Origin of the sequence: Klebsiella sp. Q11 (assembly GCF_964241505.1) — a bacterium.
GTDB classification, from domain to species: domain Bacteria; phylum Pseudomonadota; class Gammaproteobacteria; order Enterobacterales; family Enterobacteriaceae; genus Klebsiella; species Klebsiella michiganensis.
Genome location: NZ_CAXSXW010000012.1, coordinates 146,126 through 158,618 on the forward strand (window position 1 = coordinate 146,126; position 12,493 = coordinate 158,618).

Sequence of the window (12,493 nt, forward strand, 5' to 3'; positions counted from 1 at the left end):
TTGGTGAAGAGAAATTAGTCGCGCTCGTAGCGGCGGCGCATCAGTTCACATTCGAACAAAAATTCCAGTCCTTCGAGCTGGCGACGGGCTTCGTGAATGTCTTTGCCCCAGCAGGTCAGGCCGTGGCCGCGCAGCAGGAAGCCGTAGCGCAGCGGGTGGGTCTGCGCATAATCTTCAATGCGCGCCGCCAGGGCATCGATATTCTGGTCGTTATCAAAAATGGCGACCGGCACGGTATCAAGATGGCTGTGCTGGCCGGTCAGGGTTTTCTGCATCTCATAGCCCTGCAGCGCCAGGGTGGCGCTTTTTTCAATCCGCGACAGCACGGTCGCGTTGACGGTATGCACGTGCAGCACGACATTCGCTTCCGGGAACAGGCGATACACCAGGGTATGCAGGCCGGTTTCAGCAGAGGGTTTACGTCCGGAAGGCGCTTTATTGCTGGCGATCTCCACCTGCAGGAAATCCTCCGTCGTCAGGCTGCCTTTATCGCGCCCCGACTCGCTCAGCCAGCACCAGGTCTCATCCTGACGCACCGACATATTGCCGCCGGTGGCCGGTGCCCAGCCTTTCGCGCCGATCCAATGACAGGTGGTGACCAGTTGCGCGAGTCTTTCTTGCCACATAGCAGTTCCTTAGTTTAGCGATGTTGTATTTAGCCGTCTAAATGGCTATTTACCCGATACTAACACCGCCGGCGTAAGCGAACAATATTTCAGGAAAGACTTACATTGATAATGGTTATATCAGAAAAGCATATGAAATTACTGTTTTTAACAACAATACAACTGAACATTTTCATGACGCCAAAATTACCGCCTGCGGGCGGTTAAAAAGATGGGGGATCGTGCCGCCGGGAAACGGCGTAAAATTGGCATCATTTGTCGATTCTGACCTGCCCCCTGGTCGGGTAAGACGCCAGCCGTCGTCCGCCAAAAATGCGGGGGCAGGAGTCACATCCCACTGCCCCACGGCGGTGCAAAACATGGCACTGTGCACACATTTATGGCACACAACGGCCGTTTAACGTCGTTTTATGTGCATACTGCCCACCCCATTGTGTTACCCCTGCCCCGCTTTTTCTGGCACACCTCTTGCTACCCCTCAGCCATCGCTATTCGGATAGCCACTCAGAGGTTCCACCATGTCAAACAGCAATGATTTTCCGCTCGTCGAAGCGCCCGCCGCCGGGCGCAAGGGCGTTTTTTCCATCTCGATGGTTCTGTTCAGCTTTACTTTTTTCACCGGCACCATGTTCGCGGGCGGCAAGCTTGGCGTCTCTTTCTCCATCGTTAACCTGCTGTGGATTGCGGTTATCGGTAACTTTCTGCTGGCCCTGTACGCCGCCTCGCTCGGCTGGATTGCCGCGCGCAGCGGGCTAAATACCGTACTGATGGGCCGTTTTTGCTTCGGTGAAATCGGCAGCAAGCTCGCCGATTTTATTCTCGGCTTCGCCGAGCTGGGCTGGTACGCCTGGGGGACCGCGACGGTCGCCATCTCGCTGGTCAAAATCCTCGCCCTGCCTGCGGCGATGACAATTCCGCTGATGATCCTGTTCGGCATCCTGTTCTGCGTCACCGCGCTGGTGGGCTATAAGGGGCTGGATGCGCTGTCGCGCGTATCGGTACCGCTGATGTTTATTCTGCTGGTGGTGTCGATGTACCTTGCCGCCCATCACGCCGGCGGCTGGCAGGCGATGACCCAAATCGAACCGGGTGAAACCATGACCTGGTCGGCGGCCATTACCATGGTATTCGGCACCTTTGCCAGCGGCGCGACCCAGGCGACGAACTGGACGCGGCTGGCCAACTCCAGCCGCACCGCCATCGTCGCCAGCATGAGCAGCTTCCTGATCGGCAACGGGCTGATGATTATCGCCGGCGCCTGGTGCGCCATCGTCTACCAGCAGGCCGATATCGTGGAAGTGCTGATTTTGCAGGGGCTATCGGTCGCCGCGGTGATAATGCTGTGCCTCAACCTGCTGACGATTCAGGGGCCAACGATCTACAACGTCTCGGCCGCCGCCTGCCATCTGCTGCGCAGCGAGCGTCGCCGCACCCTGACCGTGGTTGCCGCCGGGGTCGGCATTCTGCTGGCCATTGGCGGTATGTATGAAATGCTGATCCCTTTCCTCGTGCTGCTGGGCAGCATCATTCCGCCCATCGGCGGCGTGATCCTCGCCGACTACTGGTTTTATCGCGGCGGCCGCTATCCGCTGCTGCACACCGCCCGTTTGCCGCGCTTTAACTGGCTGGGTCTTAGCGCCTACGCGGCGGGCGCGGCGGTGGCTTACCTGTCACCGTGGATCGCCCCGCTGGTTGGCATTACCGTTTCCGCGCTGGTCTATATCGCGCTGACGCGTCTGAGCAAACGTCAGCCCGCCGCTGATTCGGTCGCGGAGCAGTAGCCGTGAGCCTGACGGTCAGCGAAATCCTCGCCCTGGAGGGGCTCTCCGCCATGCGCCTGCGCGCCGGTAAGCAGGGGCTGCAGCTGGCGGTTCGCTGGTACTACGTGGCGGAAAATGAAAATATCGCCGAATGGATCATGGGCGGGGAGCTGGTGTTTATCACCGGCATCAACCATCCCCGCGATGAAGAAAACCTGATCCATTTGCTGATGGAGGGCAAGCAGCGCGGGATCGCCGGCATGGTGATCCTCACCGGCGACGCGTACATTCAGGCGATCCCGCCGCGCCTGATTGCGCTGGCCGACGAGCTGGGCATTCCGCTGATCGAACAGCCCTATCTGCTGAAAATGGTGATCGTGACCGAACGCATCGGTACCGCGCTGGTGCGCAGCGAAAACGCCCTGCAATCGCAGCGCGATATTCTGCTGCAGCTGTTAACCGGCGACTATCCCGACCTGCAAATCCTGCATCAGCGGGCGCTCCACCAGCAGCTGGATTTTACCCGCCCGCTGCGGGTGGCGGCGCTGCGCCTTGAGGGGATCCCGCGCCTGTTTCGCCAGTTTCCGCCGGAGCAGGCCGAAGCCTGGCTGCAGCAGGCCCGCCGCACCGTACGCCAGCGCCTGCAGCAGCAGCTCAATCAGCAGGGCAATCCCTTTCCGCTGGTCGAGCGCAGCAATATGTTTCTCTTTCTGCTTCCGGATGAGGAAGGCGAGTTTTATCAGCAAAAAACGTGGCTCCAGGCGTGGCTGATCGCGCTGGCGGAGGGCGACGACGGGCTATCGCTGCTGTGCGGCCTTTCGGCGCCGGTGCAGCAGCTGCAGGGATATCAGCGCGCGCTGTCGCAGGCGCGTCAGGCGCTGGACCTCAGCGATAACCTGCGTCCGGCCCAGCGCATCAGCGACTACCAGCAGCTGGGGTTTATCAAGCTGCTCTCCGCCGTTAGCGACCCCGCCCTGCTGAGCGACTTTATGCACGACACCCTCGGCTGTCTGATTGAGCCGGATCGCAAAAGCCCCTGGCTGCTGATGGAGACCCTGGAAACGCTGCTTCAGGAGAGCGGCAACGTGGTCAGAGCCGCCGAGCGGCTGGGCATTCACCGCAACACGTTGCATCAACGCATTCAGCGTATTGAAAAGCTGACCGGCTATCCGGTCAGCCACCCGCAGTTTCATCTCAACGCCTCGGTCGCCTTAGCGATCTGGCGTATGTCGCAAAACCATTTACGGGAACAACCATGAAAATTATCAACGCGCGCCTGCGCCATCAAGAAGCGCTCTATACTCTCGACTTACAGGACGGCGTGATTAAAAGCATCACCGCGCAGGCCGCGGCGCAGGCGGCTGACGCCGACAATATCGACGCTGAACAAAAGCTGGTCATCCCGCCGTTCGTCGAACCGCATATCCATCTTGACGCCACCCTGACGGCGGGCGAGCCGGAGTGGAATATGAGCGGTACCCTGTTTGAGGGCATCGCCCGCTGGAGCCAGCGCAAAGCGAGCGTCACCGTCGAAGATACATGCCAGCGGGCGCTGAAAACCATCGGCATGCTGCGCGACAACGGCGTGCAGCACGTGCGCACCCACATTGATGTCACCGACCCTTCCCTGACGGCGCTTGAGGCGATGCTGAGAGTGAAAAAAGAGGCGGCCCATCTTATCGATCTGCAGATCGTCGCCTTCCCGCAGGAGGGCATTGAGTCCTTCCCCGGCGGACGCGAACTGATGACCCGCGCCATCGAAATGGGCGCCGACGTGGTGGGCGGCATTCCGCACTACGAAAACACCCGCGATAAGGGCGTCAGCTCGCTGGTTTTTCTGATGGACCTGGCCCAGCGCCACGGCTGCCTGGTGGACGTGCACTGCGATGAAACCGACGACCCGCAGTCGCGCTTTCTGGAGGTGCTGGCGGAAGAGGCCCGGGTGCGCGGCATGGGCGCGCAGGTCACCGCCAGCCATACCTGCGCCATGGGCTCCTACGACAATGCCTACTGCTCGAAGCTGTTCCGTCTGCTCAAAGCGTCTGGCATCAATTTTATCTCCTGCCCGACCGAAAGCATTCACCTGCAGGGGCGCTTCGACAGCTGGCCGAAACGCCGCGGCGTGACGCGGGTGGCGGAGCTGGACCGCGCCGGGATCAACGTCTGCTTTGCCCAGGACTCCATTCAGGATCCGTGGTACCCGCTGGGCAACGGCAACATTATGCGCATCCTCGACGCCGGGCTACATATCTGCCATATGCTGGGATATGAAGATTTGCAGCGCTGCCTCGATCTGATTACCGATAACAGCGCCCGCACCCTGTGCCTCGGCGACAACTACGGCATTGCCGAAGGACGCCCGGCGAACCTGCTGATCCTCGATGCGGAAAACGACTACGACGCGCTGCGCCGCCAGGCCAAAGTGCTGACCTCCATTCGTCACGGCAAAGTTATTTTGCAGCGCCAGGCGGAGCAGATTCGCTATCCGGCATAAGCCTGACGTTGACGCGGCCGCGATGCCGCGTCAACCCACTGCTCGCCCGGGGATTTATGTGGTACCTTTTAACGACTTTTTCCGTGCCGGCCATGGGTTCCAGCGTCGGCGCGGGCTCACTGAGGATAACCCGTACCCTGATACTATGAGCGAAAAAAAATGGATTAAGGCAGAGGACGTTGCCCGACTCGCTGGCGTCTCCCGTTCCGCGGTTTCCCGCACCTTTACGCCCGGCGCATCGGTGGCGGAAAAAACCCGCCAGAAGGTCCTCGCCGCGGCGGAAACGCTGGGCTATCAGGTCAACATTATCGCCCGCACGATGAACACCGGCAGCAGCAATTTTATCGGCATCGTCACCGCCGGTTTTGATAATCCCTTCCGCAGCAAGCTGCTGTCGCCGCTGGTCCACCAGCTGGCGCTCAACGGTTTTATGCCGCTGCTGATGAACGCCGACGATCCGCAGCAGCTCGCCCCGTCGCTCAGGCAGCTGCTGAGCTATCACGTCGCGGGGGTCATTATCACCTCCGGGGCGCCGCCGCTGTCGCTGGCGGAGGAGTATCTGGAGCGAAAAATCCCGGTGACCCTTATCAACCGCCACGCCGAGCTGGCCGGCTGCGATCGCGTGTGCAGCGACAACGCGCAGGGCGCGAAGCTGGTGGCCGACCTGTTTGCCCAGCGCCAGTGGCGCCAGGCCGGGTTTATCGGCGAAAGCCTGGATAACTTCAGCACCCGCCAGCGCTACGAAGCGTTTGTTGCCCATACCCAGGGCATGGAGGTCGCCGCGCACTTCTGCGACAGCAGCGGCTATCAGGCGGGCTTTGCCGCAGCCAGGCAGCTGCTTGCCGCGCATCCGCAGCTGCAGGCGCTGTTCTGCGCCACCGATATGCTGGCGCTCGGCGCGCTGGACGGCCTGCGGGCGGACAACCCCGCCGCTTCGCTACCGGCGATTATCGGCTTCGATGATATTCCCCAGGCGGACTGGCAGCCCTATCAGCTGACTACCGTGCAGCAGAATACCGCCCTGCTCGCCCACCACGCGGTGGATCTGCTGGTCACGCGGATCGCCAAATTCAGCCTGCCGTCACGCCATCGCGAAGTGCCGGTGAAACTGATCGTTCGTCAAAGCGCGAAATGAAAAATTCATTTTATGCCGGAGCGATCACAGAATAATATTTTTAATCCATCCACACTCATTTTGCCCTTCGGGGCCGTTTTTTTCAGGCAATTTGCACACGTGTGCAAAATAGGGAGTTAAGATGAAATCACTGGAATCAAATGAACTGCAGGCCCGCTACCGTTTAGCCTGCGAGCTGGCGAAGGCCGGCGCTGAACTGGCGTTCGAATACTATCAACAGCGCGACCGGCTGACGGTGGATCATAAAGGCGAGGATCTGCAGGACGTGGTCAGCGTCGCCGATAAGCGGGTCGAAGCGTTTGTTAAGCAGCGCATTACTGACGCCTTCCCGCAGGACGGTTTTCTCGGCGAGGAGAGCGGGACGCAGATGCCGGACGCGCGCGTGCTGTGGGTTGTCGATCCCATCGACGGCACCAGCTGTTTTCTTAACGGCCTGCACACCTGGTGCCTGTCGCTGGCCATCCTTGCCGACGGCGAACCGGTTATCGGCGTGGTGTACGACCCCAACCATCGCGAGCTGTTCCACGCCCTGAAAGGCCAGGGCGCATGGCTTAACGATGCGCCTATCGCGCCGCATCCGGCAGCGACGGTCAAAGAGGGCGTGATGGGCGTCGGCACCTCGCACCGCGTGACGCCTGCGGTCTTTCTGCCCTTCCTCGATGCGCTGCTGAGCGACGGCGGGATGTTTATCCGCAACGGCTCCGGGGCGCTGATGAGCGCCTGGGCGGCGGCGGGCAGGCTTATCGGCTACTACGAACCGCATATGAACCCCTGGGACGGGCTGCCGGGGCTGGTGCTGATGCGCGAAGCGGGCGGCCTCAGCAACGACTATCTGGCAAACGACGGGATTCGTCACGGTAATCCGCTGCTGCTGGCCAGCAAGACGCTCTATCCACAATTAAAAAACATGCTTTGTCACCCATTACCTTAACCGCATCGGGTCAGGCTTTATCTGATTATGTACTCTACACAACGACAATCTACCCTCACGGACGAACCACACTAATCAGTCAGGCCTCCGACCTTCGGAGATACCATTATGTCTGGAAGAATTATCGCATTTTTTCGCGCTTCGCCGCCCAAAGCGGGCGGCGAGTTCGATGAGCGGCGCTTTCGCAGCGTGCGCTGGCAAACCTTTATTACCATGACTCTGGCGTACGTCACGTTCTACGTTTGCCGGCTGTCGTTCACCGTCGCCAAAAGCGCGCTGGTGGAGCTCGGTATTACCCCGACGGAGCTGGGCATGATCGGCTCAACGCTGTTTTTCAGCTACGCCATCGGCAAGCTGGTCAACGGCTTTATCGCCGATCATGCCAACGTGGTGCGCTATATGAGCCTTGGGCTGCTGCTGAGCGCCGGAATGAACCTGATGATGGGGATGACCAGCAACGCCATGCTGCTGGCTATCTTCTGGGGGATTAACGGCTGGGCGCAGTCGATGGGCGTCGGCCCGTGCGTGGTATCGCTGGCGCGCTGGTACGGCTGTAAAGAACGAGGCACTTTTTACGCCATCTGGTCGACGGCGCATAACATCGGCGAAGCGATGACCTATATGGTGATCGCGGCGGTGATTGCCGGATTCGGCTGGCAGATGGGCTATCTGTCGACCGCCGCGCTCGGCGCCGCCGGGGTGGTGCTGATGCTGTTGTTTATGCGCGACTCGCCGCAAAGCTGCGGCTTCCCGTCAATCAACGTGATTCGCGACGAACCGCTGGAGGAGACGGAAGCCCGCGGCTCGGTGTTTAAAAACCAGCTGCTGGCGCTGCGCAACCCGGCCCTGTGGGCGCTGGCGCTGGCCTCGGCGTTTATGTATATCGACCGCTACGCGGTGAACTCATGGGGGATCTTCTTCCTGGAGCAGGATAAAGCCTACTCTACACTCGAAGCGTCCGGCATTATCGGGGTCAACGCTATCGCGGGTATTGCCGGAACGATTATCGCCGGGATGCTCTCCGACCGCTTCTTCCCGCGCAACCGCAGCGTGATGGCCGGTTTTATCAGCCTGCTCAACACCGCCGGCTTCGCGCTGATGCTCTGGTCGCCGCACGGCTACTACACCGATATTCTGGCGATGATTATCTTCGGCGCTACCATCGGGGCGTTGACCTGCTTCCTTGGCGGACTGATCGCCGTCGATATTTCGTCCCGTAAAGCCGCGGGCGCCGCGCTCGGCACCATCGGTATTGCCAGCTACGCGGGGGCGGGACTCGGCGAGTTTCTGACCGGCATCATCATCGATAAAACATCGATAATCGAAAATGGCAAAACGCTGTATGACTTCAGTACGCTATCGCTGTTTTGGGTAGGCACCGGCCTGATGTCCGCGCTATTCTGTTTTACCACCGCTGCGATTGTTGCCAGGCGACACGCGATAGAGCGTCAGACCTCATTCTCGTCATAACCTTTTAACTTATAAGGAATATTTTATGATGCCTGTACGACATCAGGTTTTGCTACGCCTGCTGCTCGCCTGCGCCCTGCCGCTGCTGGCCGCGCCGGGCCACGCCGCCGCGCAGTTTACGCTGGAAAAAGTGGTTGAGCTCAGCCGCCACGGCATTCGTCCGCCGACGGAGGGCAACCGGGAGGCCATCGAAGCCGCGACCCAGCGTCCGTGGACGCAGTGGACCACCCACGACGGCGAGCTGACCGGCCACGGCTATGCCGCCGTCGTCAATAAGGGGCGCGATGAGGGCGCACGCTATCGTCAGCTCGGACTACTGGCGGCGGGCTGTCCGGCGAGTGGAGAAATTTACGTGCGCGCCAGCCCCCTGCAGCGCACGCGGGCCACCGCCCAGGCGCTGGTGGACGGCGCCTTTCCCGGCTGCGGCGTGATGATTCATCACGTCAGCGGCGACGCCGACCCGCTGTTTCAGACCGATAAATTTGCCGCCACGCGAACCGATCCCGCCCGCCAGCTGGCGGAAGTGAAGAAAACGGCCGGCGATCTGGCGCAGCGTCGGCAGGCGCTGGCTCCGGTGATTCAGCTGCTGAAAAACGCCGTCTGCGCGCCCGATAAGCCCTGCCCGATATTTGACCTGCCGTGGCAGGTGGAGCAGAGCAAAAGCGGCAAAACCTCGATTAGCGGGCTGAGCGTGATGGCCAATATGGTTGAGACGCTGCGTCTGGGCTGGAGCGAGAACCTGCCTCTCAGCCAGCTGGCGTGGGGCAATATTACCCGCGCCAGCCAGGTCACCGCCCTGCTGCCGCTGCTGACGGAGAACTACGATCTGAGCAACGATGTGTTTTATACCGCGCAAAAACGCGGCTCGATTCTGCTCAACGCCATGCTCGAAGGGGTAAAAGAGGGCGCCGCGCCGAACGTGCGCTGGCTGCTGCTGGTGGCGCACGATACCAATATCGCCATGGTGCGTACATTAATGGACTTTAGCTGGCAGCTGCCGGGGTACAGCCGCGGCAATATCCCGCCGGGCAGCAGCCTGGTACTGGAACGCTGGCGCGACACCCATAGCGGAAAACGCTACCTGCGCGTTTACTTCCAGGCGCAAAGTCTGGACGATTTACGCCGCCTGCAAACGCCGGATAGTCAGCATCCGCTGCTGCGCCAGGAGTGGCATCCGGCGGGCTGCCGGACCACCGCCGTCGGGACGCTGTGCCCGTACCAGGCGGCGCTGACGGCGCTTGGCCGTAATATCGACCCGCAGTCCGCTCCGGCGGTAGAGATGGTGCTGCCATAAGTTGAAGGCGAAGCGAGGGAGGTCGCTTCGCCTTTTTCGCTCAGGTTCAGGCCTTTTCTGGCGCAAACGCCCCGGCGGCGACCTGCTCCGGGGTCACCACGCCGCTGTCCAGCACCCAGCCGCTCACTAACGCCGCGGGCGTGACGTCGAACGCCGGATTGTAAACCGCAGCCTCTTTTGGCGCCCACTGCACCGCGCCAAAGCTGCCGGCGACGCCGGTGACTTCGGCAGCCGCCCGCTGCTCAATCGGGATTGCCGCGCCGTTCGGGCAATGGCGGTCCAGGGTAGTCTGCGGCGCGGCCACGTAAAAGGGAATCTGATGATACTTCGCCAGCACCGCCAGCGAATAGGTGCCGATTTTATTCGCCACGTCGCCGTTGGCGGCAATACGGTCAGCGCCCACCCAAACCGCGTCGACCTGGCCCTGCGCCATCAGGCTGGCGGCCATCGAATCGGTAATCAGCCGATACGGCACGCCCAGTTCACCCAGCTCCCAGGCGGTCAAACGTCCGCCCTGTAACAGCGGGCGCGTTTCATCCACCCAGACGTTCGCCACCTTTCCCTGCTGATGCGCCAGCGCAATCACCCCCAGCGCGGTGCCGACGCCCGCCGTCGCCAGGCCGCCGGTATTGCAGTGGGTCAACAGGCGGCTGCCCGGCGTCACCAGCGCGCTGCCCGCCTCGGCGATGCTGGCGCAAAGCTGTTTATCCTCTTCGATCAGGCGCAGCGCTTCCGCTTCCAGCGCCTGTGGAAAGCGCTCCTCCGCCAGCGCCAGCTTCATGCGATCCAGATTATTCATCAGGTTTACCGCCGTCGGACGCGCGGCGCGCAGCGTCTCCAGCGCCTCAGATAGCGCCTCGCGGGTCAGGCCGCGCTGCGCCAGCAGCGCCAGCAGCAGGCTGGCCGACAGGCCAATCAGCGGCGCGCCGCGTACCCGCAGGGCGTGAATATGGTCCACCAGCAGCGCCACGTTATCCGCCGCCAGCCAGCGTTTTTCCTGCGGTAAAGCCTGCTGGTCAAGAATAAAGAGCTGATTTTCGCTTACCCGCAGGCTGGTGGTCTGTAGTGTCTGCATTTAGTTAAATCCCTGTTGCGTTGTTGTATCACATTGTGTCAGGATGAAATCCAGAAGTATAGACGTCTGAACGGCTTAATCAGAATTTTGAGGATCGAGGCAATGTCGCAATACCATACTTTCACGGCCAGCGATGCGGTGGCTTACGCCCAACAATTTGGCGGTATCGACAATCCGTCAGAACTGGTGTCCGCGCAGGAAGTGGGCGACGGCAACCTCAACCTGGTGTTTAAAATTTTCGATATCAGGGGCGTGAGCCGGATTATCGTTAAGCAGGCGCTGCCCTACGTGCGCTGCGTGGGAGAATCCTGGCCGCTGACCCTTGACCGCGCGCGCCTTGAAGCACAAACCCTGGTGGCTCACTATCAGCACTGCCCGCAGCACACGGTGCGGATTGTGCATTTCGATCCCGAGCTGGCGGTGATGGTGATGGAAGATCTCTCCGATCACCGCATCTGGCGCGGGGAGCTGATCAACAACGTTTACTACCCCCAGGCCGCCAGCCAGCTGGGGGAATACCTGGCCCAGACGCTGTTCCACACCAGCGACTTTTATCTGCCTCCTCACGAGAAAAAGGCCCAGGTGGCGCAATTTATTAATCCCGAGATGTGCGAAATCACCGAGGATCTGTTCTTTAACGACCCGTATCAGGTTCACGAGCGCAACAGCTATCCAGCCGCGCTGGAAGCCGATGTCGCCGCCCTGCGCGACGATGCCCAGCTGAAGCTGGCGGTGGCCGCGCTCAAGCATCGCTTCTTCTCCCATGCCGAAGCGCTGCTGCACGGCGATATCCACAGCGGCTCGATTTTCGTCGCCGAAGGCAGCTTTAAGGCCATCGACGCCGAATTCGGCTTTTTCGGCCCTATTGGCTTCGATATCGGCACCGCCATCGGCAACCTGCTGCTCAACTATTGCGGTCTGCCGGGGCATCTGGGCATTCGCGATGCCGCCGCCGCTCGCGAACAGCGCCTCAGCGATATCCAGCAGTTCTGGACCACCTTTGCCGAGCGTTTTCAGGCGCTGGCGGCGGAGAGATCCCGCGACGCCGCGTTGTCCTGGCCCGGCTATGCCTCCGCGTTCCTGCAGAAAGTGTGGGCCGACGCGGTGGGCTTCTGCGGCACCGAACTGATTCGCCGCAGCGTCGGGCTGTCGCACGTGGCGGATATCGACGCTATCCCGGACGACGCCATGCGCCATGAATGCCTGCGCCACGCTATCACGCTGGGTAAAGCGCTGATTGTGATTGCCGGGCGTATCGACAGCGTGGATGAGCTGATTGCGCGAATTCGCCAGTACGGTTGAATCTCCGTCCAGCCTTTCCCGGCTCGCGCTGCGCTTAGCCGGGCTACGGGTTCGCCACCGTCTGCGATCCGGTAGCCCGGGTAAGGCACGTCAAGCGCCGCCTCCGGGTATTTGCCTCTTTCCCCGGAGGCGATGCTTCGCATCTGTCCGGGCTACGGGTTCGCCACCGTCTGCAATCCGGTAGCCCGGACAGGCGCGTCAGGCGCCGCCTCCGGGTATGTGCCTCTTTCCCCGGAGGCGATGCTTCGCATCTGTCCGGGCTACGGGTTCGCCACCGTCTGCAATCCGGTAGCCCGGACAGGCGCGTCAGGCGCCGCCTCCGGGTATGTGCCTCTTTCCCCGGAGGCGATGCTTCGCATCTGTCCGGGCTACGGGTTCGCCACCGTCTGCAATCCGGTAGCCCGGG

General features: G+C 61.2%; 10 protein-coding genes. 8 read left to right on the forward strand and 2 right to left on the reverse strand.

Annotated elements, in window-relative coordinates:
- Nucleotides 1-14 precede the first annotated feature (14 nt).
- Nucleotides 15-626: a methylthioribulose 1-phosphate dehydratase gene (locus tag ACESQ2_RS19865; RefSeq protein WP_014837792.1), complete on the reverse strand. Its 612-nt coding sequence runs from the start codon at nt 624-626 to the stop codon at nt 15-17.
- 518 nt (nt 627-1,144) lie between these two features.
- Between ACESQ2_RS19865 and codB the strand changes: the two genes are divergently transcribed.
- From codB to ACESQ2_RS19900, 7 genes are all read left to right on the forward strand, one after another.
- A complete protein-coding gene (gene codB, locus ACESQ2_RS19870; protein ID WP_049070032.1) occupies nt 1,145-2,407 on the forward strand; it encodes a cytosine permease in 1,263 nt (420 codons plus the stop codon).
- A gap of 2 nt (nt 2,408-2,409) precedes the next feature.
- Complete coding sequence (locus tag ACESQ2_RS19875; RefSeq protein WP_009653171.1) at nt 2,410-3,645, forward strand: PucR family transcriptional regulator ligand-binding domain-containing protein; 1,236 nt, start codon at nt 2,410-2,412, stop codon at nt 3,643-3,645.
- Nucleotides 3,642-4,880, forward strand: coding sequence for a cytosine deaminase (codA, locus tag ACESQ2_RS19880; protein ID WP_064377820.1), 1,239 nt, complete (start codon nt 3,642-3,644; stop codon nt 4,878-4,880). The genes ACESQ2_RS19875 and codA overlap by 4 nt, the downstream gene beginning before the upstream one ends.
- Nucleotides 4,881-5,025: 145 nt before the next feature.
- Entirely contained in the window at nt 5,026-6,015 is a 990-nt protein-coding gene (locus tag ACESQ2_RS19885) for a LacI family DNA-binding transcriptional regulator (protein ID WP_014228374.1), read from the forward strand.
- A 121-nt stretch (nt 6,016-6,136) separates the two neighbouring features.
- A complete protein-coding gene (locus tag ACESQ2_RS19890) occupies nt 6,137-6,946 on the forward strand; it encodes an inositol monophosphatase (protein ID WP_373171143.1) in 810 nt (269 codons plus the stop codon).
- A gap of 108 nt (nt 6,947-7,054) precedes the next feature.
- Nucleotides 7,055-8,416, forward strand: coding sequence for an MFS transporter (locus ACESQ2_RS19895; protein WP_004848711.1), 1,362 nt, complete (start codon nt 7,055-7,057; stop codon nt 8,414-8,416).
- A 25-nt stretch (nt 8,417-8,441) separates the two neighbouring features.
- Nucleotides 8,442-9,710, forward strand: coding sequence for a histidine-type phosphatase (locus ACESQ2_RS19900; RefSeq protein WP_046878158.1), 1,269 nt, complete (start codon nt 8,442-8,444; stop codon nt 9,708-9,710).
- 46 nt (nt 9,711-9,756) lie between these two features.
- Here ACESQ2_RS19900 and mtnA read toward each other — a convergent pair whose 3' ends face one another.
- Nucleotides 9,757-10,785 carry an S-methyl-5-thioribose-1-phosphate isomerase gene (gene mtnA, locus ACESQ2_RS19905; RefSeq protein ID WP_014837785.1) on the reverse strand — a complete coding sequence of 343 codons (1,029 nt, stop codon included), beginning with the start codon at nt 10,783-10,785 and terminating at the stop codon, nt 9,757-9,759.
- Between the two features lie 102 nt (nt 10,786-10,887).
- On the opposite strand from mtnA, the gene mtnK reads away from it, so the two are divergent.
- The gene (gene mtnK, locus ACESQ2_RS19910) at nt 10,888-12,087 is read left to right on the forward strand and encodes an S-methyl-5-thioribose kinase (RefSeq protein ID WP_373171144.1); all 1,200 of its coding nucleotides are present in this window, start codon (nt 10,888-10,890) and stop codon (nt 12,085-12,087) included.
- The last annotated feature ends 406 nt before the right edge of the window (nt 12,088-12,493 follow it).